The sequence below is a fragment of the Pseudomonas sp. 7SR1 genome (genome assembly GCF_900156465.1).
Taxonomy (GTDB): Bacteria; Pseudomonadota; Gammaproteobacteria; order Pseudomonadales; family Pseudomonadaceae; genus Aquipseudomonas.
Genome location: NZ_LT707064.1, coordinates 5,006,485 through 5,031,486 on the forward strand (window position 1 = coordinate 5,006,485; position 25,002 = coordinate 5,031,486).

Below are 25,002 nucleotides of genomic sequence, written 5' to 3' on the forward strand. Positions count from 1 at the left end.
GGCGCAGCCATACGGGTGCAAGCACCTTTGGCGGAAAAAAACCGGCCTATTTGACATGTTATCGCCATGACGGCAGTTCTCGACAGCTCATGCCGAAGGTTAGAATGCGGCAAACCAGGAAGAGTCAATGACCGAACATACACTCTCGGAAGCCGAATACGACGCCATTACCGATGCGGCCGCGCACTGGTGCATGCGTATGCATGCTGCCGACTGTAGCGATGCCGAACGGCTGGCCTTCAAGCAGTGGCACGATGCCGATCCCCTGCATGCGTTCGAATACGCCGCCATGCTGGAGATCTGGGACGTCGCCGATCACTTGCCGCGCGTCGAACCCGCGCCGCCGGTCCCGGTGTCTCGTCCCCGGCCGCGGGCGCGCTGGCGTCCCCTGGCCGCTGCCGCCGCGGTGCTGGTGCTGGGGCTGCCACTGGCGGCCTATACGGGCTGGAACCTGGGCTGGCTGGCCAATTCCTACGAGCGCTTCGAAGCCGACGCAAGCGTACGGCGCATCATCCTGGGCGATGGCAGCCAGGTAGAACTCAACCTGGGCAGCGAGCTGGTATTCGCCAATTACAAGAATGAGCGTCGCGCGACCCTGAAAAAGGGCGAGGCGTTTTTCGAAGTCAGCCACGATACCCAGCACCCGTTCATCGTTCGGGCCGGCCAGGGCCAGGTACGGGTGACCGGGACCCGCTTCAACGTCTGGATGTATCAGGACCAGGTGCGCGTCACGCTGGTGGAAGGCTCGGTACTGGTCGCCAGCAACCATGCACTGACGCAAAACGGCTCGCGCCTGACACCCGGCATGCAGGCGAGCTACAAGGCCGGCGATTTCCAGCCGCAGGTCCGCGAAACGCCTGCCGATGACAGCTCACTGGCATGGCGCAGCGGCAAGCTGGTGCTGGATAACCTGACCCTCACCGATGCGCTGCCGCTGATCAACCGCTACCTCGACCGTCCCGTCATGCTGGCCGATAACAACACCGGCGCCCTGCGCATCGGCGGTATCTACAACGTCAGTGAAGTGAAGAACCTGGTGCCGTCGTTGCCAAAAGTACTGCCGGTCTACCTGACGCAGAACAAGGACGGCAACCCGGTGCTCAATGCCGTCGGCCAGAGGCCGACCAGCACTCAGAAAACTGCTCCCCGTCAATGACAAAGGGCCTGCGATGGCGTCGGCGTTGACGCTATCGCAGGCTGTCTTGCGGCTCCAGGCTTATTGCGTGGCCACCCTGCCGGCCTCATCGCGCTCACGAATGATCAGCGCCTGGTAGTGGGGATCGGCCTTGATCTGCTGTTCGGTGAATGGCAGCACGCTCCAGCGTTTCTTCGAGAACGCCTCGGTCTGGTCCGCCGAATGAGGGGATGCCGGGTCGCTGGAAATGGAGAATGCCAATAGCCCTTGTGCCTGGGGCCCCTTGCTGTCGAATGTCACCACTTGCAGGTAACTGGTGCCGCTGACCACTTCGCGCTTGCCGTTTGCCCCCGGCACACTCTGAATCGCATTGTAGATCCCCAGCTCCCCAGGCCCGCCGTGGATCGGTGTCTGCCGGCCACCGCTGCTGGCGACCTGAAGATCCTGCCAGCGGCTGGAGGATGGCAGCCCGGCGGCCTTCACCGCCTCCACCGAGGCGACCATGGCCTGGCGCACTGCCTCGCTGACTGCCGGCTTCTCGACAGCCAGGCCTCGTGGCGTATGTTGTGGGTCCCTTGGGTCGAAGGCCACGCGCCAGGCATCAGGCACGGCCTGCAGCCGCTCCATGATGCGCTGGAAATGAACGAACCCCAATCCGCTGTCCAGGCCAGCAGTACGGTCCCACGCCTTCAGGCTGGCACACGCCTGAGCCGGTACCGCTGCAGCGGCGCCCGATTCGGCGGAACAGAACGCCAGCAGGTCTGGCATCACCTGGTCGGCCAGGTAGACCTGGTCGTCCATTATCATGCGCTGCAAGTCCTCCACCTTCACCGGTCCTTGCTGGGCCAGCCTGCCGAGCCGGTCCAGGGCAAAACGCGACCGCTGGCCCAGGGGCTGGCCTTGCTGGCTGATCAAGGGCGAATAGCCGGACAATGGTTGTGACGGGTTGACCATCCAGGCCGAATCGTTGGAATTCTGCACAAAGTCGCGGCGCAACAGTTGCGGAAGTTTTTCGGCGGCGTAGATGCCTTTCTGCGCAGCTTTCGGGTCCACATCCCAGGCGCATTCGCTACGCGAGCCGTCCAGGACGATCAACTTCTGCCCGGCCCGGGGGTCGCTGCAGCGGGCCAGTTTATCGGTCCCCACGTTCGGCACCACCGACAGGTTCATGTACAGGCTCTGCCCCTGGTCATCCACCGCCAGGGTGTTGACCCACGGAATGCCCTGGATCTCATGCACGGTATTCTGGAAATCCTCGAGGGTGACAGCCCGGTTCATGGCGTACCACTGGGCCAGCACCCGATCGTTTTCCAGGTTGGCATCCCGCAGGCTGTAGGCGAACTGGCCGTCCCAGTCCAACCGTCCGGGCCACTGCACCACCGGCCCGAACCGGGAGCCGTAGACCACCCGCGAAATCGACTTCACCTGGCCGTCGGGCTGCTTGATTTCCACCGTGACCGTCTGCTGGCTCATCGGTACGGACTCACCATCGATCAGGTAACGGGTCGGATCCTTGGGATCGAGCTGCAGGCGGTACAGGGTGAAATGCTTGGAAGTGTCGACAGTGTGGGTCCAGGCCAGATGCTGGCTGAAACCGATGTTGATCACCGGCAGCCCCGGCAACGCGGCGCCCATGACATCCAGCTTGCCCGGGATGGTCAGGTGCATCTGATAGAAGCGCATGCCCCCCAGCCAGGGAAAATGCGGATTGGCCAGCAGCATGCCGCGTCCGTTGAAGGAACGTTCACTGCCGATGGCCAGCCCGTTGCTGCCGCGCTCCAGGGCGAAGCGCTGCTGTCGGTCGGCGGCGACCACGAAATCCGCCACCGGCACGCCGGCGTCCGCCGAAGCCCTGGGCGGCTGCGCACCGGCCAGGGCTTCGGCGAACTGGCCAACGCCGCCTTCCACCAGCAGACGACGGGTCAACTTGACCAGGTCCAGCGCGGTGATCGGTCGTACCCATTCGCTCGCGCATTGCTCAGGCAGCCCTTTGGCCCGGCGCTCGGACAAGGCACGGTTGTAGCCCACCGCATACCCCTCGACCAGCTGTTTCACCTCGGGCGTCTGTGCCTGCCAGAAACCGGAGACCGCCTGGGGGGTGTTGAGCCAGCTGAAAAACAGGTCGCTGGCGGTGTTTTTCCGCTGTTCGACCGTGACCTGGTCGGGCCCGAAATACCGCGAGCGCTGGCCATTGACCGTGACGATTTCATTGGCGAGCAGGCAGAGATTGTCCTGGGCGTAGGCATAACCGATGCCATAACCCAGGCCACGCTCATTCTCGGCACGGATATGCGGCACGCCAAACTGGGTACGACGGATCTCGGCGCTGGCCTGTTGCGCATCGCCCTGGGCGCTGGCAACGGCGGCAAGCCCCAGCCCCATGCCCAGAACCGCGCCTGTGAGGCAAAACCTCGATAACTGCCCGGATATCTTCACGTTCACTCCTGATCGAAAACCTTGAAAAACCGGGACGGCTACTGAAAGGACAGCAGGAAAAACGTCATATCCGGCCTGGAAATCACATCCCTCGGGCATGAAGCCGGGAACGCGCCTTCCTTGGAAACGAACCGGATTAAAAAAAATTAATGACCAGCCAGAGGCCTGATCACGGGGCTTGCACGGCATTGCCGCAATTTTTTACAACCGCGCCTTCATGATTGGCCGCTCTCGTTCGTCCTATCAGGAGAGTATTTGCAATCTTTTCTTCTGTTCAGGCTGGTAAGGAGTTTCTGCATGCATAACGCGCAACTGCCCAGGGAGGGTAAGCCGGGGTCAACCGGCATCGCGATAAAGACCCCCGACAACGTGTTCGCCAGGCCAACGGAACGCGGCAGCAATGAGCACATCAGGCGCCTGCTCAAGAGCTTCGGGCTCAGAACCAGCCTGATTCGCCTCAAGGTCATCGATGCGCTGCTGACGGCGGCAGGGGAAAACCGCAGCCTGGGTGTACGAGGGGTACACAGCCAGTTGGTGGGGCTGGACATTCCATTGTCCTTCCTCAGCGTACGCGAGGTCTTGAAGCGCTTGTGCAGCGAGGGGGTACTGACACTCAACCCCGACAAGAGCTATAGCCTGCACCACAGGGCAATGGCTGCGCTCGAGGCTGGCGACTGACGCCAGGCGCTCCCTGCGAGGCGCTAGGGCTTGACCTTGCGTCGCATCACCCCGTTGATCACGACGACGATGACCGCCACGGCAATGGCGATGTATTGGAACAGCTGTTCGCTGATCATGCCTTTGTTCTGCATCCAGGACAGCCCGAGCATGATTGCCAGGACCACGAGGACGATCAGGATCGAGTATTTCAAGCGTTGCGAATGAGTCATTGCCAGTTCCTGAATGTATCCGTTCTGTATCCGTCTGCTTGCCAGGTGCCTACCCGATTCCAGGGACAAGGGGCAGCACACGGGGTCCCATGGTACAGCCGAAGGCGCGTTTGCACGCAACCCGGTGCTGTTCATCATGAGGATTTATTTATGTTTCGTCGTATAACCCTGCTGCTCGCACTGTCGTCCACCCTGATGCTGGGCGGCTGTCTGTTCTTTCCTCACGACCGGGGTCATGGCGATGGGCCAGGGCGCCACGGCGGTCCAGGCTTCGACCCACACCGTTGACTGACGTGGCTGAATCGTCAGAAACCGACGGGCCGCCTGCCAGGCCAGCGGCATCAGACTGATTACCCAAAGCAGGAACAAATGCCCACACGGCAGGGCATTTGTTCGTACAACTTTAAGTCAGGTTTCCTCCGCAAACTAAGGGCAACGCTTATTTCGGCCCTGAAACCCGCCCACGTATTCTCGAATAAGAGGCACTTACCTCCTTTGAAAATAACGTTGGAAACCATGCAAAACTTGCTGACAACTTCCTCACCCAATCGATTGACAGGTTTTTGCCTGGCTATCGCGCTTTTCGAACTCCTCACCTACATGGCCAGTGACCTGGTCATGCCCGCCATGCCTGCAGTCACCGAAGAGCTCGGTGCGACTGCGGACCAGATACCCTATGCCTTCAACCTCTACCTGCTGGGCGGCGTCATGCTGCCCTGGCTGATCGGCCCCCTGTCGGATCGCCATGGGCGGCGCCCCTTCATGCTCGCCGGCTGTGCCGGCTTCGTGCTGGCGTGCGCGGCGATTACCCAGGTCACCCACATGCCGGGGTTCAATGGCCTTCGCCTGATCCAGGGCATGGGCCTGGGCTTCGTGATTGCCGTCAGCTATCCCGCCATACAGGAAATGTTCAGCGAATCGGACGCCGTGAAGGTCATGGCGCTACTGGGCAACCTCGCCCTTCTCTCTCCCTTGCTGGGTCCTTTGCTGGGGGGGCTGATGCTGCAATGGCTGTCCTGGCGCGAGCTGTTCCTGCTGCTGGCCGGCCTGGGGGCGATGAGCTGGCTGGCCTTGTGGGGGTTCATGCCGCACAAACCCGGACCGGCTTATCGCCAGTCGGCGTCCGAGCCCTTCGAGCTACCCAGGCTGCTCAAGCGTTATGGCGCCTTGCTGGGCCATGTCGGTTTCCTCTCTGCCAGCGTGGCGCTGGGCCTGATGAGCCTGCCCCTGATTGCCTGGATAGGCCTGTCGCCGTTGCTGTTGATCGAGGGCCAGGGCCTTTCTCCGCTGCTGTACGGGCTGTGGCAGGTTCCGGTCTTCACCGCGGTGATCCTCGGCAATCTCCTGCTCAATGGCCTGGTGGAGCGGGCTGGCGTGCGCGGTGTGCTGCGCTACAGCCTCTGGCCCCTGTGTGCAGGCCTGATCGCATTGGTGCTCGCCAGCCGCTTGCCGCTTTCCCTGCCGGTTCTGGTCGGCGCCCTGTCGCTCTATGCCCTCGGGCTGGGCATGGGCAACGCAGCACTGTATCGACTGGCCCTTTACGCCAGCGACGATAGCAAAGGCCTGGTCTCGGCCATGGTCGGGATGATTTCCATCGCGGTGATGAGCTCGGCCGGTTCGCTGCTGGCACTGTTGGGCGCCGGATCAAGCCTGGAATCCTTTGCGCTGAAGACCGGCGTCGCCGGGCTCAGCTGTCTTGTGGTGTTGCGCCTGTTCATGACCCGTCCGGTCACTCAAGCCTGATTTGCCGTCCTGAGGAAAATCCAATGATCCATTTCCCCCATGCCGATGCGCTATGCGCATCGCGCCATCCCTATAGCCCCGAATCGATGCCCACCGGACTGTTCGATCGTGCCATGGCAGAGATCAGCCTGTTCCATAGCCACCACACGCCGGGTTATGAAGACTGGCTCAACGCCAACGGCCTTGGCGCCGCAGACCTGGAACATTTGACCGACTGGTCGCGCCTGCCGCCCATCTACGCCAATTACTTCAAGCAGCGACTGCTGCTCAGCCCCACCGCCGGGGATGCCCTGGAACTGACCTCCTCCGGCACCAGTGGGCAGAAAAGCCGCATGCGCTACGACGAACGCAGCATGGCGGCCGCCCAGGGGATGGTGGCGCGGATCTTCGAGCACTACGGCTGGTTCACGCCGGATTCGCCTTGCAATTATCTGTTGCTCGGCCACGAACCCGAACCTGACAATCGCCTGGGCACTGCCTATACCGATCAGTTCCTGTGTCGCTTTGCCCCGGTCAATCGCGTTGCGTATGCGTTGCGGCGCACCGGAAAAGGCCATGAGTTCGATGTCTTTGGCGTCATCCGCGCATTGCAGGAATTCGCCGAGCAGGGCCTGCCGGTCAGGATATTCGGCTTCCCGGCGCTGCTTTGCCATGTACTTGAGCGCATGCGCGAAAGCGCCGTCCCGGACCTGAAGCTTGCGCCCGATTCCCTGGTGTTCCTGGGAGGCGGCTGGAAAAAACAGGCCGCCCAGGAGATTCCCCGCCAGCAGGTCTATGAGCACATCCGCCGGCAGTTGGGTATCGACACCCAGCGTTGCCGGGACGGCTATGGCGCGGTCGAACATGCCGTGCCGTACATCGAATGTGCGCACCACCGCTTCCATGTGCCGGTGTACTCGAGAGTCTTCGTCCGCCACCCCTCGGATTTCAGCGTCCAGCCATTCGGCGCACCGGGTCTGCTGTCTTTCGTATCGCCCTACATCTCTTCCAGCCCGGCCCATGCCGTGGTGATGAGCGACCTCGCGACCCTGCACCCCGCCGATTGCGAATGCGGCTCGGCTACCCAGTGGTTCGAGCTGCATGGCCGTGCCGGCACCAGCGCCAGCCGAAGCTGTGCCATGGCGGCCGCCGAAATGATCAAGGAGAACTGACATGTACCTCATCAACGGCCAACTGCATGGGGAGCTGCCCCTGGACGAGACGCTGCAGCGGTTGCAGGCACGGCTGCCCGACCTCCTGGCCTCGCCACCCTCGAGCGACAGCGTGCTCGAATGCGCCGAGACGTTCGTAGAAAAGCTGAGCTCTGCCGGTCGAGCCCCATTCCTGACCGAGGATCAGTGCCAGGCGCTGATCGCCTTCTGCAGTCGCGATCACCTGGGCGTGAAGCTGACGCGTGAACTGGGACCGTCCCCTCGCTCGATCAGGCGCATCGACTACAGCGATGGCCCCTTCGAAAGCTGGCAGCCCCTGGGCCTGGTGGTACACGTCACGCCGGGCAACGCACCGCTGCTGGCGTTCTGCGCCGCCCTGGAAAGCCTGCTGGCGGGCAACATCAACTGGATACGTCCAAGCACCCGTGACGAGGGCCTGACGGCGCGGGCGCTCAAGGCCTTCCTCGATTGCGATCCAAGCGGCCGCCTGCGCGAATACCTGGCGGTATTGCCGCTGCCGTACCACGAGAACAAACGTCTCTTCGCCCTGGCGCAAGGCGTCAGCGCGTGGGGTGGAGAAACGGCCCTCAGGGCCATGCGCGAGCAGATCCCCGGCGGGTGCCGCTGGATCGACTGGGGCCATCGCATCAGCTTCGCCTATGTCACGCTCCGCGCCGCCAGCCCACAGGCACTGGACTGCCTGGTGGACGAAATCTGCCGCCTGGATCAGCAAGCCTGCTCCAGCCCGCAATGGCTGCTGGTGGACAGCGATGAACCTGCTGCGTTGCAGGCATTGGGCAATGCGCTCGCCGCTGCGTTCGAACGACGGTCCGGGCGCTGGCCGGCGCTGGCGGTCAGCACCGCGGAGGCCTGCGAGATCACTACCCGGACGGCTCTTGCCCGACTGGACCAGAGCTTCGCGCAAGTCACCGGCCAGGTCTGGGACGGCAGCGGCTGGCGCATTCTGTGGGAACATCATCGCCAGTTGTCGCCATCGCCGCTGTTCCGCACGCTATTGCTGCGCCCCGTGCCTCGGGCGGCATTGATCGAAACCCTGCTGCCCTGGCGCAATGTACTGCAAAGCTGCGCGCTCATGTGTGAAGCGGACCAGGCCGCGGAACTGACCCGCGGCCTGCTAGCCGCTGGCGTAACCCGTGTTTCAGCGACCGCGGCCGTCCAGCAAGGCTATGACGGCGAGCCCCATGACGGCGTCTATGCGCTGCAACGGTTGAGCCGTCGGGTGTCGGTCAGTCTCGAGGCGGATATCGCACCTCATCGGGTCACCCTGGACCGGCCGCCCCCCGCTCTGTCGGTCGACGCCTCGACCCCCATCATGGACAAGGCGGCTTTCGCCGCATTACCCGTCAGTGCCCAGGCACAGCTGTTCTTCCGCTCCGGCGGCAGCAGCGGTGCGCCTGTGCTGGCGTCCTACAGTCATCGCGACTTCGATCGCCACATGCGCGCGGCAGCCGACGGGTTGCGCGCCGCCGGACTCGATCCCGCACGGGACCGTGTCATGAACCTGTTCTACGGGGGCGGCCTCTATGGCGGTTTTTTCAGCTTTTCGAAAATTCTTGAACAGATGAACGTCGTGCACTACCCCATGGGCGCTCCCTCGGACAACGATTTCGATGAAATCGCCCGGTTGATCGTCGCCCATGACGTCAACACCGTGGTGGGCATGCCGAGCACCCTGCACCGCTTGTTCTCCAGCCAGCGGCCCGCGCTCCAGGGTTACGGTGGCGTACGCAAGGTACTGCTCGGTGGCGAGCACCTGGGCCAAGGCAGTCGGCAACTGCTTCAGGACTGCGGCGTCACGAGCATCCGCTCAGCCATCTATGGCACCGTGGATGCCGGCCCACTGGGCCATGCCTGCCTCGCCAGCGACGAGGGTGTCTTCCATCTGATGGCCGACATCCAGCACCTGGAAATCGTCGCCCTGGACCAGGACATCCCGCTAAGGCGTGGGGACACCGGACGGCTGCTGTTCACTTCCCGCCTGCGCCAGGCACAACCCCTTCGCCGCTATGAAGTCGGCGATTGTGGACGCTGGTTGACCACCCCTTGCCCGTGTGGCCTGGAATCGCCCCGGTTCGAATTGCGCCAGCGTCACGGCCGCCTGGTTCGCATCGCCACGGAGTTCATCAATACCCAGGAACTCACCGAACGGGCGCAAGTGGCCATCCAGGTGGTTCTCGATCACGACACAAGTGGCTGTGAACGCTTGCTGATTCGCGCCGACGGTGATGCCCGGGCGGTCCGCCACAGGGTCCTGGGCCTGCGGCCATTGTCCACCTCGGTCAATGCCGCCCTGCTGGTACTGGAAGTCCAATCCTGTCCGGCCGAGTGCTTCGAACATAACAGGCACAGCGGCAAGGTCCCGCTGGTGATCGACGTCAGAAAACACGGCTGATTGCCTTTTGCCTGTCCGTCACCCCGTGAATTTTTCCAGAGAATCCCGATGAGCATTTCCTTCACATTTGAACCCTGGCTGGCCCATGTCCGCCAGCATTCAAGGTATTACCAGAGACACCTGGGACATCTACCGTCCCAGGGCTGCGCCTTGCAGGACATACCTGTTGCGGACGTCAACGATTACTGGTCCGACAGCCAGGACCTGGACACCTGGGAGGTACTGACCGATCGGGTACAGGACGCACTGGTCTTCAAGACCGGGGGCACCACCGGCCAGGGGAAACTGTCGGTCTATACCCATCAAGAGTGGCAATGGATGCTCGACTGTTTCGGTCGCAGCCTGTCCACGCAACTCAAGGCAGGGGATCGAGTCGCCAATCTGTTCTTTTCCGGGGACCTGTATGCCAGCTTCCTGTTCATTCACGGCGCCCTGTCTCGCGTTGAAGCAGCCATCACCGAGTTCCCCTTCACCGGCTCGGTCGAACCCGACATCCTGGCGGACGCCATTACCGCGCACCATATCAATGTGCTGGCCGGGGTTCCGGCGCACTTGCTGGCATTCGCCAGCCACCTGAATCAGCAGGGACGGACGTTGCCCCAGGTCACCACGGTGCTGTTCGGTGGAGAGCATCTGTTCGAAGGTCAGCTGCCATCGTTGAGAAGCGCCCTTCCGAAGGCACGCTTCACATCGATCGGTTATGCCAGCGTGGACGCCGGGCTGGTGGGGGCCAGTACCCCGGACTGCAATCCAGGGGAACACCGGGTCTTCGACGAACAGACTCGGGTGGAAATCATCGATGAACTGAGCGGGGATGTCATCGAGGCGTGCGACCGACCCGGTAACCTGGTGGTGACCAACTTCACCCGTACCTTGATGCCGATCCTACGCTACCCGGTAGGCGACCGTGCCTGCTGGCGTGAACCGGTCGGTACGCCGCGCCGCAAGTTCGCGCTTCAGGGACGCAGCAGCCACAGTCAACGGGTACGGGTGGGCGTGCTTTCGCTGTCTGCGCCGCAGATCAATGAAATCATCCAGGGCATGGCCGGTGACGCTCAATGGCAACTGATCATCGAGCAGGTGGCAGGCAACGATCGCGTGGTGCTCAAATGGACCCCCGGCGTTCCCCTTCAAGCATATGAATCATTGTCACTGGCGCTGGAGGCCGCTCTCACCAGGCTGTATCCGGGCATCGAGCGGGTTGGCCTGGAGGTCCGGGCCTGCCATGCACGGGACCTTGAGCGCCATCCCCGCTCCGGCAAGCACCTGCCGGTCATCGATCGGCGATCCTACGGCCCGACGGGCCGCCCCCAATGAGCGCCCTGGTCATCAGGCCGTTCAGGCCTGCGGATGCCGTCGGCACAAGCGAACTGTTCCGCCGGGTGTACGGGTACCACTACGTTTCGCCGGACGTCTACCTGCCCCACATGATCTGCCAACATAACCTGCACCAACGGTGGCATTCCATGGTGGCGGTGCTGGATGAACGTGTCGTCGGCCATGCTGCGCTGTGCCAGGCTGCCCCCCGTCATGAAGATGCGGAACTGGCGCTGATGGCGGTGGATCCCACCCTGCAAGGCAGTCAGATTGCAACCCGCCTGGGTCGGCAGTTACTGGAGCGGTGCCAGGACCTCGGACTCGCCAGGCTGTCGATCAAGCAAGTCACCAGCCATCCCTACAGCCAACGGCTGGCACAACGACTGGGTTTCCATGACACCGGGCTGATGCCCGACCATGTGCCTTCGCCGTTCGACGTTGCCCTGGCCGAAACCGTGGTGGTCGGCTGCCAGATGATCCAGGGCCATCGCCGGCCATTGCCCTCGATCCGATGGCCTGCGACATGCCAATGGTTCATGGCCCCAATGGCATCGCGGTTTGGCGTCACGCTCGATGACGCCCCGTGCTCGGTGCAACCTCTGCAACTCAGGCAGTTGCCGGGGCGGGTCGACGTCGTGGCTGGACACATCGGCCGTCACCTGGCCAGGCAACTGCAACAATTGCCTGCCCACTGGTCCATCTCAGTGAGGCTCAGCCTTCGCCGGCAATTCAACGACGATTACCGGCGACTGATGGCGGCCGGATTCATCTTCACCGGGCTGATGCCCGGCGAGGCAGATATCAGCTGGCAGGCGCTGTTCCACCGAGGGGCGCTGGCCCGCCGGCTCGACCTGATCTCAGCACCGATGCAACGTTTGCATGAGCGACTACAGGCCCATACCGAGAACTGGAGAGGATCGATAACAAGCTCGGCGGCATGATACCAGCGACCAGCGCGCACCCGTACCAGGGGCAAGGATCGAAGAAGCCTTGATCGCCGCCGCCTCCCGGTCATGGGCCGGGAGGCGGCGGGTCCTTCAGCAAAGTGACGATGCTGGGTTCAATGGCGTTTGCATCCACCTCCAGCAAGGCCAGGGTCACCGGCAACTTGAAACGCCGACGCCCTGCACTGCCCGGATTGAGGTACAGGCGCTCGCCGCGCCAGTCGATGCCGGGCTTATGGGAATGGCCGGTGATCACCAGTTTCACGCGCGGGTCGAGTGAGGCCGGGACATCGGCGATGTCGTGCACCAACAAGACCTGCCACCCGCAGAGGTCGAACTGCAGGCGATCGGCCAGCCGGCCAGCCCAGTCGGCCCCCAGATCATTGTTACCGCGCACTACCTGCAAAGGGGCGATCTCGGCCAATCGCTCAAGAATATCGAGCCCACCGATATCACCGGCATGGATGATCCGTTCGCAGCCGCGCAATGCCTCGAGCGCTTCGGGGCGCAGCAGGCCGTGTGTATCGGAGATGACGCCAACCTTCATGCCTGCCCCCTCCCCCGCATTGCGGCAATGGCTTGCGTGACGCGACGCATGGACTATTACTGGACTGACGCCCGACGGGCACTAGCCACAGGCCCATGTGTCTTTACTCTATCTTTTTTTCGCCCCACGAGTGCCACCACCTGTACCGGCCCTACCGTAGTCAGCTAACGTGCCGGTTTCGGATAAGGTAGGCTGCGCACCGCAAGATGCGCAGAAAAGTCGCCAAAGGATATGTAATGCTCGGACGCAAACAGCCGGAGCCAAAGATAGACAGTACCGACGAGGCCTTTTCCCACCCGGCCGTGAAGGCTGGGGCTGCACTGCGGCTTACGGTCAGTTTCATGCTGGTGGTGGTTGTGGCGTTCCTCAGCGTTGAAGGCTGGCGGACATGGCGTGACTATCGTGCGGCCTTCGCGGCCGCCCGCGACTCGGTGACGAACCTGGCGCGGGCAACGGCGCAACATGCCGAGGACACCATCCGGCAAGTGGATGTGGTGACCGCCGCGCTCAGCGAGCGCGTGGAAGGCGACGGACTCCAGAACATGGATATCCCGCGCATCCACAAACTGTTGGTGCAGCAATCGGCCATCATGCCGCAACTGCACGGGCTGTTCATCTATGGGCCCGACGGCAGATGGCTGGTCACGGACAAGGCAGCGATACCGGAGGAAGCGAACAATTCGGATCGTGACTATTTCCAGTACCACCGCACCCACGAAGACCGAAACGTGCGCATTGGCCAAGTGATCAGGAGCCGATCGACCAACGATCTGATCATCCCCATCTCCCGCCGCCTGAACAATCCCGATGGCTCCTTCGCCGGGGTGCTGCTGGGCACCGTCAAGGTCAGTTATTTCGTCGATTACTACGGTGATTTCAAGATCGACGACAAGGGCGCCCTGGTCCTGGCCATGCGCAATGGAACCATCCTGGTAAGACGCCCCTTCATCGACTCGGTGGTGGGCAAGAGCCTGGTCAACAGCGTCATCTTCAAGCACTTCCTGCCGAACTCGAACCAGGGCATCGCGCAAGCCAGGGCCGTCGTCGACGACACCGAGCGGCTGTATGGCTACCGAGCCCTGACCACCTACCCATTGGTGGTGGAAGCCGGCCTGTCCCGGGAATCCATCATCGCCCCCTGGCGTCGCGACCTGCTCAAGACCGGTTTCGTGCTGGTGTTCCTGATCCTGACCCTGGTCAGTTTCGGCCTGATCGTGCTGAGCCAGTTGCGCTATCGGATGGCCATGGAACAACAGATCCTCGATGCGCACCAGACCATGCGGGCCATGGCCCTGACCGACAGTCTCACCGGGTTGTACAACCGCAGGAAACTGGACATCACCCTGGCCGATGAGCTACGACTGGCCAGGCGCCAGGGTTCTTCGCTGGCGCTGATCATGCTGGACGTGGATTACTTCAAGCGCTTCAACGACAAATACGGGCACGCCGCGGGCGATGACTGCCTGCGGGCGATCGCCAGTGCGATCCAGCATGCGGTCAAGCGGCCGAGCGACCTGGCCGTCCGCTATGGCGGTGAAGAGTTCACCGTCCTGCTGCCCAGTACCGACAGCGTGGGTGCCGCCAAGGTCGCCCAGACGATACTGGAATCCATCAGGGCGCTGAACATCGAACACGGCGACCATCCATTGGGAATCGTCACCGCCAGCGCGGGAATCACCAGCTGTCGGCCAGGCACGGACGACGTGACGCCCGCCATGCTGATCAAGGCCGCCGATGCCTTCCTGTATCTGGCCAAGAACACCGGGCGCAACCGCTGGTGCAGCGCCGAACCGGCGCCGCGCTAGCCCTCCGGGTGACGGCCGCGGTACCGCCGTGCATCGGTCCGCGCACACAAATCCAAGTCCACAGGTGCCGGGCAGCCGCCTGACGGCTACAATGCGCGCTTCGACCGTGACCAGCCTGATTAGAAAAACACATGTCCTTGCCCAAGCATCATCTGGAATTGCTCAGCCCTGCCCGCGACGTGACCATCGCCCGCGAGGCCATCCTGCACGGCGCCGACGCCGTGTACATCGGTGGCCCGAGTTTCGGTGCGCGTCATAACGCCTGCAACGAGGTGGGCGATATCGCCCGGCTGGTGGAGTTCGCCCATCGTTACCACGCCCGGGTGTTCACCACCCTCAACACGATCCTGCACGACAACGAACTGGAGCCGGCCCGCCAGCTGATCCATCAGTTGTACGATGCTGGTGTCGACGCGTTGATCGTCCAGGACCTGGGGGTGATGGAACTGGATATTCCGCCGATCGAGCTGCATGCCAGTACCCAGACCGACATCCGTACCCTGGCAAGGGCCAAGTTCCTCGACCAGGCCGGGTTCTCGCAACTGGTACTGGCCCGGGAGTTGAATCTCCAGGAAATCCGCGCCATCGCCGACGAAACCGATGCCGCCATCGAATTTTTCATCCACGGCGCCCTGTGCGTCGCGTTTTCCGGTCAATGCAACATTTCCCACGCCCAGAACGGCCGCAGCGCCAACCGTGGGGACTGTTCCCAGGCCTGCCGCCTGCCCTACACCCTCAAGGATGACCAGGGCCGGGTGGTCGCCTATGAAAAACACCTGCTGTCGATGAAAGACAACAACCAGAGCGCCAACATCCGTGCCCTCGTGGAAGCCGGTGTGCGCTCCTTCAAGATCGAGGGGCGCTACAAGGACGTGGGTTATGTGAAGAACATCACCGCCTACTACCGCCAGCGCCTGGACGATGTCCTCGAAGACCGTCCCGACCTGGCCCGCGCCTCCAGTGGCCGTACCGCGCATTTCTTCGTGCCTGATCCGGACAAGACCTTCCACCGGGGCAGCACCGACTATTTCGTCAGCGAGCGCAAGATCGACATCGGCGCCTTCGATTCGCCGACCTTCACCGGCGTACCGGTGGGCGTGGTGGAAAAGGTCGGCAAGCGCGACCTGCAGGTGGTGACGTTCGACCCGCTGTCCAACGGCGACGGCCTCAACGTGCTGGTCAAGCGGGAAGTGGTGGGCTTCCGGGCCAACATCGCCGAGCCCAGGGGCGAGTTCGAAGAGGACGGCCAGAAGCGCTACCGCTACCGCGTCGAGCCCAACGAGATGCCAGCCGGGATGTACCAGCTACGTCCCAACCACCCGTTGAGCCGCAACCTGGACCACAACTGGCAGCAAGCACTGCTCAAGACTTCGGCTGAACGCCGGGTGGGCCTGTCCTGGGTCGCGCACCTGCGCGAGGAACGCCTGGAACTGGTCGCCACCAGTGAAGAAGGCATCAGTGCCAGCGTCAGCCTCGACGGCCCCTTCGGCCTGGCGAACAAACCGGAACAGGCACTGGAGCAGTTGCACGACCTGCTCGGCCAACTGGGCACCACCGACTATCACGCCACGTCGATCAAGCTGGATGCGCCCCAGGCGTTCTTCATCCCCAACTCGCAGCTCAAGGCGTTGCGGCGCGAAGTCATCGAAGCCCTGACCGCTGCCCGTGTCGCCGCCCATCCACGCGGTGGCCGCAAGGCCGAGACCGACCCGCCGCCAGTGTACCCGGAGTCGCACCTGTCGTTCCTGGCCAACGTCTACAACCAGAAGGCCAGGGATTTCTATCATCGCCATGGGGTCGAGCTGATCGACGCAGCGTTCGAGGCCCACGAGGAGACCGGCGAAGTACCGGTGATGATCACCAAGCATTGCCTGCGGTTTTCGTTCAATCTCTGCCCCAAGCAAGCCAAGGGCGTCACCGGCGTGCGCACCAAGGTTGCGCCGATGCAACTGATACACGGCGACGAGGTGCTCACCCTGAAGTTCGACTGCAAGCCATGCGAGATGCACGTCATCGGCAAGATCAAGGGGCATATCCTCGACCTGCCATTGCCAGGCAGCACGGCGGAGCCGGTGGTCGGCTACATCAGCCCTGAAGACCTGCTCAAGACCATCCCGCGCGCACCGCACTGAGCCACGCCCTGCGCAAGCGAGCGGCTCGCGACGACGGCAACCGGATCAGCCTGGATGCAAGCTGATCCACCGCCATCGCGAGCCTGCTGGCCAGTCGTGGACCCGCTTGGCGTTCCCCGGGTCCTGCATCAGGCTCGGATCAGGTGAATACCCGCTCACCCACATCGTTTTTCAAATCTGCGCCGTTTTTGCTTCGCTGTGCGACACAATCCCCTGCAAGACTCCCCCGCCCCTCGCTCGCCTGTTAGGTTGTAAGCGTTTGTGTCACAAAATCAGACACTTGTCTCCCAACCGCCTGCAAAGGAATGCCCAGCAATGGACTTCTCGCTCAAACACCTGGCCGCGGCCACCCTGATGCTGTCCAGCCTCGCCTCGCTGACCACGCCCGCCTTCGCCAACATCACCGCCCAGCAGGGCTCGACCATCGTCAAAACCTTCGCCAGCACGCCGGTCTCCAACTTCAGGCAGTTCCTCGCAGAAGTCGCCAAGAGCGACCTGGCCAAAACGGCCAATCTGGCTCCGGCCATCAGTGCCTTCCAGGGCAACAAACCCCTTTCGGCTGAGCAGCAGAACGAAATCCATCGCCTGCTGGGCCTCTATGCCCGGGTGAAATACGGTGCCGCGGCCACCGAAACCCTGCGCGAGCTGGTGGCCATCCCGACGTACCGCCAGGACGGCGTGGCCCAGCATGAGAATCCCGAGTTCCTCAAGATCGCCGACAAGATCAAGAGCCTGGCCCAGTCTTTCAACCTGAACTTCCGCAACGTCGATAACCGCGTCTACGAAATTACACTCGAAGGCAGCGGCAACGAGGTCGTGGGCATCCATGCCCATGCCGATGTGGTACCCGTGACGCCGCAGAACTGGGTGCTGAAGGACGGCACCCGACTCGACCCGTTCAAAATCACCCTGGTGGGCGACCGCATGTACGGCCGGGGCACCGAGGACGACAAGAACGGCATCGTCGTGGCGCTCTATGCCATGAAGATCATCAAGGAAGAACAACTGCCGCTGGCGAGAAACTTCAAGCTGCTGGTGGACACCACCGAGGAAACCACCGGCGACGCCATCCCCTACTACTTCGAACGCAACCCCACACCCGACTACAACCTGGCGCTGGATGGCGGCTATCCGGTCGTGATCGCCGAGAAAGGCTATGGCACGGTCATGGCCAAGTTCCCCCGGCGCACCGCAGAGGGCAAGGGCGCCGAAATCACTGGATTGACCGGAGGCCTGGCAACCAACCAGATTCCATCCACTTCGGTGGCCACCTTCGCCAGCGACAGGCCGACCGAGCTGGCCGCCAGCCTGCTCAAGGCCGCAACCGAGTACGCCAGGCGCAATGGCGGCGATTTCGAAGTGGCTACCCAGGTGGCCGGCCCGGATGTCCAGTTGACCTTCACCGGGGTTTCCGCCCACTCCTCCGAACCCGAGTCGGGCGTCAACCCCGTGGCGAGGATGCTGGACTTCATCAACGGCCTCGACGCACAGGTGGCGCTCAAGCACAACCACATCACCGATGCCGCTCGTTACGCCGCCGAAAACTGGGGCCTGGACTACCTGGGCAACAAGCTCGGGATCGGGTTTTCCGACACCTTCATGGGCCCGTTGACCGCCTCCCTGACCTACGTCGGGATGGATGACAAAGCCTTCAAGCTCGCCGTCAACCTGCGGGTGCCGGTCGGCAAGCCTACGGCAGCGCTCAAGACGGAAATCGCTGACAAGCTGGCGGCCTGGAGCAAGAAGTCCGACGTTGCGGTGGCCTTTGACTATTCCATTGACGATCCGATGTACCGCAACCCCGAAGGTGAATGGGTCAAGGCGCTGCTGGCCGTGGCCACCGAGAACCTGGGCATGGAACACAAGTTCGGCACCTCGGCGGGCGCTACGTCGGTCCATGACCTGCCCAACGGCGTGCAATTCGGCCTGGCGATGCCTGACGTCAAGTACACCGGTCATAACGACAACGAGTTCAAGACCGTCGAGCAATTCCTGCTGGACCTGCAGATCGTGACCGAGATGATGGGGCGGATCGGGCAGATGCCGAAGTTGTAGACATCCCTGCTCGGGGGCCAGTGAGCTTTGCTGGCTCCCAGGGTCTGTACGAAAAGTCTTGAGAGAAAGCTCAGGCGAGGCAGTTTTCAACGCAACATGAACGAGTATCAAGGCCGTTCGTACAGGACCTGACAAGGCTGCTTCATTCCTTCAGGTGAGTGGCGCTTGGGTCGATGACCTTGGCGGTGATGTCCACCAGCTCCAGGCCCCAGTCACCTTGCAGGTACCAATCCTCCCCGCTCATCTCCGCCGGGTGCATGGTGCGATCGGCACCGTTGCCGCACGCCAGGGCAGTCGATGCGCAATACCGATCGCACCCCCAGCAGATACGTTCAGGGTGTTTGGGGCTGATGGGAAAGGGTTTGGCCATGTCGATACCGCTGACGGATGGGTGTAGGTGCACCCTATCGCTGTACCGCCAGGGCACATTTGATTTCGATCAAGAACGGGCGATGAACCACGATCTGGCCCGGCGCAATCGCGCTGGAAATTGACAATAATCATTATTATTCGCAGCGAACATTCCTAGACTCGGCCCAACTCCAAGCCGTTCAGGAAATCGTCATGCGCACGCTTGCCCCACTGTCTCTCGCCCTGCTGTTCATCGCACCGCTGTCCCAGGCCAGGGAATACCCCATCGGCGAACCGCAACTGTGCCCAGGACTCGAGGTCGGTGCCGTGTACCTGCAACCGATCGAAATGGCCCCCGCCGGCATGATGCGGGCCACGGCGGATTCCGATGTGCACCTGGAAGCCGACATCCGTGCCACGGCAGACAATCAGCAAGGCTTCCAGGAGGGCAGCTTCGTGCCTTACCTCAACGTCTCGTTCAAGCTGAAGAAACAGGGCAACGACACCGAGCTCAAAGGCGACTTCCACGCCATGGTGGCCAACGACGGACCGCATTACGGCGACAACGTGAAACTGCTCGGCCCCGGTAGATATCAACTGACCTTCACCGTCCTGCCGCCCGGTGGCCATGCCTCCCTGGGCCGTCATACCGACAAGGAAACCGGCGTGGCGCCGTGGTTCGAACGTTGTGAATTGAAGTACGAATTCGTCTATGCCGGCATCGGCAAGAAAGGCGGGTATTGAAGATGAACCGTGCACCCCGCACGCCCCACGCCGCCAGCCATCGCCGCCTGGCGTGGCTGATGCTGGCCGGCCTGGCACTGCCTTCGGCGGCCCATGCGCAATTGCCGACCTACGAGCTGAGCATTCGTGATGGCCACTTCACCCCCGCCCTGCTGGAAGTGCCCGCCGGACAACGTTTCAAGATCGTGCTCAAGAACGTCGGCCAGGGTCCGGCAGAGTTCGAGAGCACGCCCTTGCGGGTGGAAAAGGTCCTGTCGCCGGGCGTCACCACGTTCGTCGTGATCCACCCGCTGCGCCCCGGGCACTATCCGTTCTTCGATGAATTCAATCCGCAACTGCCCGAGGGCGGCATCCTGGCCCGGTAACGGCCAGCAGGAGGCGTTTGCATGACTCAATCGATGTTCATTGTCTGGCGCGAAAGCGTCGAGGCGCTGCTGGTCATCGGGATTCTCCTGGCCTGGGTCGGTCGCCGGCCACAGTCCCGACGACTGTCGCGCTATGTATGGAGCGGAGCCGCGCTGGGCCTGCTGGTGTCGGCGCTCCTGGCCGGCCTGATCCTGCTCGCCGGCGAGGCCATGAGTGGTGCCGCGAACGAGTGGTTCCAAGCCGCCCTGGCGTTGATCGCCAGCCTGCTCATCGTGCAGATGGTGGGCTGGATGCACCGAAACGCCCGGACACTCAAGCAGGACCTGACACGCCACGCCGGTGAGCGCCTGGACCGCCAGGGTGGCCTTGGGCTGTTGGTCCTGGCACTGCTGGCGGTCAGCCGCGAAGGCAGTGAAACCGTGGTCTTCCTGTACGGCGCCGGTGCGAGGTTGCAAGGCACGTCACTGGGCCTGTTCGCCATTGGCGCAGTAGCCGGCCTGGCGCTGGCACTGCTGACCGTCACCCTGCTGCACGGCAGCCGCCGGTTCATCTCGTGGCCACATTTCTTCGCCATCAGCGAAGCGATCCTGCTGCTGTTGGGGGCCGCGCTGCTGGTCAGCGGCATGGAGCGGATCGCCGGGCAATGGCTCGCCATGGACTGGCCCGAGCCGGTGTATCGCGCCATCGGGGACGCCCTCTGGGACACCGGCGCGGTACTCGACGACGGCCATGGCCTGGGCGGCCTGCTGGCCGACTTCGCCGGCTATCGGGCGAGCCCCAGCATGCTGACCTTGGTCGTATGGCTGGGCTACTGGCTGCTGGTGGCCGGATGGCTGCGGCCGCGCAAGACGCGAAGCCTGCCATGCCCGACCTGAACCCGTGGCTCCAGCGCCTGGGCGATGGCATGCGGCGCCACGGTGCGACCATTCGCGCCGTGCAATGGGGGGTGGTGCTGTTCTATGCCGTGCTGTTGGTGCTGCCCGCCGTGGCGCCATTGCCGGCGAGCCAGGCGCGGCTGTTCGACAATCTCACCCTGCTGGCGCAGTTCCTGTTCTGGGGAATCTGGTGGCCGTTCGTCTTGCTGTCGATCGTACTGTTCGGTCGGCTCTGGTGTGGCGTGTTATGCCCTGAGGGCGCGTTGAGCGAATGGGCCAGTCGGTATGGCAAGGGCTTGGGCGTGCCCCGCGGGATGCGCTGGGCCGGCTGGCCCACCCTGGCGTTCTGCCTGACCACGATCTATGGCCAACTGATCAGCGTCTATGACTACGCCCAGGCGGCACTGCTGATCCTGGGAGGCTCGACCGTCGCGGCCATGGTGGTCGGCCTGCTGTTCGCCCGAGGCAAGCGGGTCTGGTGCCGTTACCTGTGTCCGGTCAGCGGCGTCTTCGCCCTGCTCGCCCGCCTGGCGCCGGTGCATTTTTTTGTGGACGAACAACGCTGGCTGGAGAACTTTGGCCCCCGCCGCCCGCCGCCCAATTGCGCGCCGCTGCTGGATATCCGCCGCCTGCGGGGCGCCGCGGACTGTCACGCCTGCGGTCGTTGCAGCGGCCAGCGCGATGCGGTGCGCTTGATTGCCCGTTCCAGCAGCCAGGAAATCCTGGAGGCGACGCCGGCCACCGTCTCGGCATGGGACGTGCGCCTGCTGCTGTTCGGGGTCATCGGCCTGGCCATGGGCGCCTTTCAATGGACCGTCAGCCCCTGGTTCATCGCCTTGAAGCAAGCGCTGGCACAATGGTTGGTTGCCCACGAGCTGTTCTGGCCGCTGCAGGACAATGCTCCCTGGTGGCTGCTGACCCATTACCCCCAGGCCAATGACAGTTTCAGTTGGCTCGACGGGTTTTGCATCCTCGCTTACCTGGGCACGAGCGCCATGCTGCTGGGCACCTCATTGCTGTTGCTGATGCGCCTGGCGGCGAGATTCGTGGGCGATCCCGCCCAATATTGGCCCTTGGCCATCACCTTGACGCCCCTTGGCGGTGCAGGATTGTTCCTCGGCCTGTCGGCCACCACCGTCAAGCTGTTGCGCTATGAAGGGTTGTTGCTCGAGTGGGTACAGCCGGCTCGCGCCGGGCTGCTGGTGGCGGCGATCGCCTGGAGCCTCTGGCTGGGTTACCGGCGCCTGGAACAGAGCGCAGCGACACCCCTCCAGCGATTGCCCGCCATGGCCTGCCTGGTATCGGCCAGCGGGCTGGTGGGCTATGGCTGGTGGTTACAGTTCTGGGGCTGGTGACACACCGCCCTGTGAAAGCGAACCTGCTTGCGATGACATCGGCACGGCCCCTTTTGCCATAAGCTGACTCACCGCCATTGCGAGCTGGCTCGTCCTCCGGGACCAGGGACATCGCTCGATGTCCCTGGGCATCGCCTGCTGGCTACACCTTGAACCGCGCCACTGTTTCATGCAGCGAACCCGCCATCTGGGCCAGGTCCTGACCGGCCGTGTCGGTGTGACGGGCGCCCAGCAGCACCTGCTCGGACAGGTTGCGAATCCCCGTCAGGTTGCGGTCTACCTCCCGGGCCACCAGCGCCTGCTGTTCCGTGGCGCTGGCGATCATCAGGTTGCGCTCGTTGATCTGCGAGATCGAACGGGCGATTTCATCCAGGGCATCGCCCGAGCGCTGGGCCACTTGCAGGGCGCTCTGCACCCGCTCGCTGTTGCTCTGCATGGCACTCACTGCCTGGCCGCTGTCCTGGCGGATGTTGCCGATCATGTCTTCGATTTCCCGGGTCGAATCCTGGGTGCGATGGGCCAGCGCCCGGACCTCGTCGGCCACCACCGCAAAGCCCCTTCCGGCGTCGCCGGCACGGGCCGCCTCGATGGCGGCGTTCAACGCCAGGAGATTGGTCTGTTCGGCGATGCTGCGGATCACGTCCAGCACCGAGCTGATGTCCTCGACCCGTCCCGCCAGTTGCTGGATGCGAGAGGAGGAATCCATCACGCCATCGGCCAATACGCCGATGGACGCAACCGTTTCCTGGACCTGCTCGCGCCCGCGCTGGGCGGTCTGTTCGGAGAGGCGCGACGCCTCGCTGGTGCTCACCGCATTGCGCGCCACTTCATCCACCGCGGCTGTCATCTGGTTCACCGCCGCCGCGGCCTGTTCGATTTCCATACCCTGCAATTGCAAGGTGCTGTTGGTCTGGCTGCTGACGGCACTCAACTCTTCGGACGAGCTGGCCACCCGGTCCACCGAGGCCGCGATATGGCGGACCATGGCGTTGAGATTCTGCTGCATGTCATGCATGTTGCTCATCACGCTGTCATTCGCACCGACGCCCACGGGAACCCGGATCGTCAGGTCGCCCTGGGCGATGAGGTTCAGCACCCGTGCCGCATCATCGGGTTCACCGCCCAGCGGACGGGTCACGCTGCGCGTCACCAGTATCGCGACAGTGCTCACCAGGGCCAGGCACATCAGCACCAGGGCGAGCATGTTGCGTCGTGCATCGCTGTAGCGTTCCTGGGCCAGGCGCTCGCGCTCGGCGAACAGCTTGCCCTGCATCGCCATCAGCCCTTCCAGGCTCTTGTACACCTCCAGCTCCGCCGGGATCACCCCTTGGCGCAGCTGCGTCATCGCCTCGTCCCTTGCGCCCTGGCGGATCAGCGTCTGCACCTGGACGAACGCCGCCACGTAGGCTTCGCGGCGCTTTTTCAGTTCAGCGTATGCGGCCTTGCCTTCGGGCTGGACCAACAGCGGTTCCAGCGTGGCAAAGGCCTGGGTGATGCGTTGCCGGGTGGCATCGATGGACTGTTGGACCTGGGCGTTGTCCTTGTCGATCAACAGGTCCCGGGTGTTGCGGGCGTTATCGCGCACGCCCGTGGCAATCACCATGATCGGATCGATCCTGGGCCAGTCCTGGCGGACAATCTGCTCGGCCTGGTCGCGCAGTGTCGCCAGGTCGTGCAAGGCGTAGAACGCCAGGGCGATCAACGCCAGGGGCGCGATGGCAAAGCCGATGACGATACGTTGGGCAGTGGTGAGTCTGGTCATATCAAATGCTCCCTGTTCAACTACCTGCCATCCGGCAGCGCATTTGAAAACCTTGAGAAAATGCCCGGTCAGGCCGGGCCGATGAGCCTCAGCGTGGCAGTGTCAACTGCGCAACACGAACGAGGGGAACAACTCGCGAAGGGCTCCCCACAGCTCGGGCTGCAAGGCTTGTGCCGAAACGCTGGAAAGATGGGGGTCGAGCATTCGGGCGGTGCGCACCAGTTGCACGGCGAAACGCTTGACGCCCTGCTCGCTCAGGCGCCGGGCCAGGGTCAACAGTCGATCGGGATCGAACAGGTGCCAATGCACGGTGGTGCGGCATTCGTAATCCACGCCACTGGCCAGCAAGTGGTCGAGGCTGCGCCAGTTGGCGGCACCGCTTCCCTCGACCCGGGTGACATCCAGCGCGTCCTCGGGCAGGGCCTTGATGTCGAAACCCACCCAGTCGGCCAGGCCCACCACCTTGGCGAAAGCCGCCGGCTTGATACCGGCGCTGTGCAGGCCGACGCGAAACCCCATCTGCCGCACTTCTTCCATGGCCAGGGCCAGGCCGTCCTGCAGAGTCGGCTCGCCACCGCTGAAGACCACGGCATCGAGCAGGTCCTGGCGACGCTGCAGGAATGCCAGTACCCGGCACCAGTCCACCTCCTCGCTGCCGCGCGGGGGGATCAGTTGCGGGTTATGGCAATAGCGACAACGCCAGGCACACCCCTGGCAGAACAGGACGCAAGCCAGTTGGCCCGGATAGTCGAGGGTGGTCAGGGGCACCATGCCCCCGACCCGCAGCACTCGACTCATGGACGCCCGGCCGCGCTTTCGGTGAAGTGCACCCGCTCGCGGTGCTCGGACTGTTTGCCTGGGTTGAACGCCGCCACCGGGCGGTGATAGCCCATCACTCGGGTCCAGACTTCGCAGCGTTGGCGCTGTGCCTGTGGAACGGTCTGTGATGCAGTCATGGATGTAGCTCCTTGCGGTCGATGG

The 25,002-nt window shown here is 63.2% G+C and carries 22 protein-coding genes; 15 read left to right on the forward strand and 7 right to left on the reverse strand.

All coding sequences use genetic code 11. From position 1 onward, the window contains the following. Positions 1 to 127: 127 nt before the first annotated feature. Entirely contained in the window at positions 128 to 1,156 is a 1,029-nt protein-coding gene (locus tag BW992_RS22060; protein WP_072431128.1) for a FecR family protein, read from the forward strand. Between the two features lie 60 nt (positions 1,157 to 1,216). Here BW992_RS22060 and pvdQ read toward each other — a convergent pair whose 3' ends face one another. Next, complete coding sequence (gene pvdQ / locus BW992_RS22065; protein WP_331717116.1) at positions 1,217 to 3,571, reverse strand: bifunctional acylase PvdQ; 2,355 nt, start codon at positions 3,569 to 3,571, stop codon at positions 1,217 to 1,219. A gap of 297 nt (positions 3,572 to 3,868) precedes the next feature. Here pvdQ and BW992_RS22070 point away from each other — a divergent pair, with 297 nt between their 5' ends. Further along, complete coding sequence (locus BW992_RS22070) at positions 3,869 to 4,249, forward strand: fe2+ zn2+ uptake regulation protein (protein WP_072390994.1); 381 nt, start codon at positions 3,869 to 3,871, stop codon at positions 4,247 to 4,249. 23 nt (positions 4,250 to 4,272) lie between these two features. On the opposite strand, the gene BW992_RS22075 is transcribed toward BW992_RS22070, so the two are convergent. After that, entirely contained in the window at positions 4,273 to 4,461 is a 189-nt protein-coding gene (locus BW992_RS22075) for a hypothetical protein (protein ID WP_024780171.1), read from the reverse strand. Between the two features lie 150 nt (positions 4,462 to 4,611). On the opposite strand from BW992_RS22075, the gene BW992_RS27110 reads away from it, so the two are divergent. From BW992_RS27110 to BW992_RS22100, 6 genes are all read left to right on the forward strand, one after another. Then, a complete protein-coding gene (locus tag BW992_RS27110; protein WP_165887563.1) occupies positions 4,612 to 4,749 on the forward strand; it encodes a hypothetical protein in 138 nt (45 codons plus the stop codon). A gap of 228 nt (positions 4,750 to 4,977) precedes the next feature. Continuing rightward, positions 4,978 to 6,204, forward strand: a complete 1,227-nt coding sequence (locus tag BW992_RS22080; protein WP_072390991.1) for an MdfA family multidrug efflux MFS transporter — start codon at positions 4,978 to 4,980, stop codon at positions 6,202 to 6,204. Positions 6,205 to 6,227: 23 nt separating this feature from the next. Continuing rightward, complete coding sequence (locus BW992_RS22085; protein ID WP_072390988.1) at positions 6,228 to 7,355, forward strand: LuxE/PaaK family acyltransferase; 1,128 nt, start codon at positions 6,228 to 6,230, stop codon at positions 7,353 to 7,355. A 1-nt stretch (position 7,356) separates the two neighbouring features. After that, positions 7,357 to 9,768 carry an acyl-CoA reductase gene (locus BW992_RS22090; RefSeq protein WP_072390985.1) on the forward strand — a complete coding sequence of 804 codons (2,412 nt, stop codon included), beginning with the start codon at positions 7,357 to 7,359 and terminating at the stop codon, positions 9,766 to 9,768. A 48-nt stretch (positions 9,769 to 9,816) separates the two neighbouring features. Next, positions 9,817 to 11,085, forward strand: a complete 1,269-nt coding sequence (locus tag BW992_RS22095; RefSeq protein WP_072390982.1) for a phenylacetate--CoA ligase family protein — start codon at positions 9,817 to 9,819, stop codon at positions 11,083 to 11,085. Beyond that, positions 11,082 to 12,026 carry a GNAT family N-acetyltransferase gene (locus tag BW992_RS22100; RefSeq protein ID WP_076407110.1) on the forward strand — a complete coding sequence of 315 codons (945 nt, stop codon included), beginning with the start codon at positions 11,082 to 11,084 and terminating at the stop codon, positions 12,024 to 12,026. Before BW992_RS22095 ends, BW992_RS22100 begins: the two co-directional genes overlap by 4 nt. A 70-nt stretch (positions 12,027 to 12,096) precedes the next feature. Here BW992_RS22100 and BW992_RS22105 read toward each other — a convergent pair whose 3' ends face one another. Then, a complete protein-coding gene (locus BW992_RS22105) occupies positions 12,097 to 12,576 on the reverse strand; it encodes a metallophosphoesterase family protein (protein WP_076407111.1) in 480 nt (159 codons plus the stop codon). A 236-nt stretch (positions 12,577 to 12,812) separates the two neighbouring features. Between BW992_RS22105 and BW992_RS22110 the strand changes: the two genes are divergently transcribed. From BW992_RS22110 to BW992_RS22120, 3 genes are all read left to right on the forward strand, one after another. Beyond that, the gene (locus BW992_RS22110) at positions 12,813 to 14,381 is read left to right on the forward strand and encodes a sensor domain-containing diguanylate cyclase (protein WP_072459234.1); all 1,569 of its coding nucleotides are present in this window, start codon (positions 12,813 to 12,815) and stop codon (positions 14,379 to 14,381) included. 131 nt (positions 14,382 to 14,512) lie between these two features. After that, a complete protein-coding gene (locus BW992_RS22115) occupies positions 14,513 to 16,513 on the forward strand; it encodes a peptidase U32 family protein (RefSeq protein WP_072390970.1) in 2,001 nt (666 codons plus the stop codon). A gap of 315 nt (positions 16,514 to 16,828) precedes the next feature. Then, a complete protein-coding gene (locus tag BW992_RS22120; protein WP_076407112.1) occupies positions 16,829 to 18,568 on the forward strand; it encodes a dipeptidase in 1,740 nt (579 codons plus the stop codon). A 142-nt stretch (positions 18,569 to 18,710) separates the two neighbouring features. Here the strand turns inward: BW992_RS22120 and BW992_RS22125 are convergent, their stop codons facing one another. Further along, on the reverse strand, positions 18,711 to 18,938 hold the full coding sequence (locus BW992_RS22125) for a DUF3079 domain-containing protein (RefSeq protein ID WP_072390963.1): 228 nt from the start codon (positions 18,936 to 18,938) through the stop codon (positions 18,711 to 18,713). A gap of 194 nt (positions 18,939 to 19,132) precedes the next feature. On the opposite strand from BW992_RS22125, the gene BW992_RS22130 reads away from it, so the two are divergent. From BW992_RS22130 to BW992_RS22145, 4 genes are read left to right on the forward strand one after another with little or no spacing between them, the layout of a single operon-like run. Then, entirely contained in the window at positions 19,133 to 19,663 is a 531-nt protein-coding gene (locus tag BW992_RS22130) for an iron transporter (RefSeq protein ID WP_072390960.1), read from the forward strand. A gap of 2 nt (positions 19,664 to 19,665) precedes the next feature. Further along, positions 19,666 to 20,028: a cupredoxin domain-containing protein gene (locus BW992_RS22135; RefSeq protein WP_072390957.1), complete on the forward strand. Its 363-nt coding sequence runs from the start codon at positions 19,666 to 19,668 to the stop codon at positions 20,026 to 20,028. Positions 20,029 to 20,049: 21 nt separating this feature from the next. Continuing rightward, positions 20,050 to 20,904, forward strand: coding sequence for an FTR1 family iron permease (locus tag BW992_RS22140; protein WP_072390954.1), 855 nt, complete (start codon positions 20,050 to 20,052; stop codon positions 20,902 to 20,904). Next, the gene (locus tag BW992_RS22145) at positions 20,892 to 22,259 is read left to right on the forward strand and encodes a 4Fe-4S binding protein (protein WP_076407376.1); all 1,368 of its coding nucleotides are present in this window, start codon (positions 20,892 to 20,894) and stop codon (positions 22,257 to 22,259) included. Before BW992_RS22140 ends, BW992_RS22145 begins: the two co-directional genes overlap by 13 nt. A gap of 142 nt (positions 22,260 to 22,401) precedes the next feature. Here the strand turns inward: BW992_RS22145 and BW992_RS22150 are convergent, their stop codons facing one another. From BW992_RS22150 to nrdD, 3 genes are all read right to left on the reverse strand, one after another. Next, a complete protein-coding gene (locus tag BW992_RS22150; RefSeq protein WP_072390951.1) occupies positions 22,402 to 24,021 on the reverse strand; it encodes a methyl-accepting chemotaxis protein in 1,620 nt (539 codons plus the stop codon). Between the two features lie 102 nt (positions 24,022 to 24,123). Then, positions 24,124 to 24,819, reverse strand: a complete 696-nt coding sequence (locus BW992_RS22155) for an anaerobic ribonucleoside-triphosphate reductase activating protein (RefSeq protein WP_072390948.1) — start codon at positions 24,817 to 24,819, stop codon at positions 24,124 to 24,126. Further along, positions 24,816 to 24,977 carry an anaerobic ribonucleoside-triphosphate reductase gene (gene nrdD, locus BW992_RS22160; protein ID WP_072390945.1) on the reverse strand — a complete coding sequence of 54 codons (162 nt, stop codon included), beginning with the start codon at positions 24,975 to 24,977 and terminating at the stop codon, positions 24,816 to 24,818. The genes BW992_RS22155 and nrdD overlap by 4 nt, the downstream gene beginning before the upstream one ends. Positions 24,978 to 25,002 lie beyond the last annotated feature (25 nt).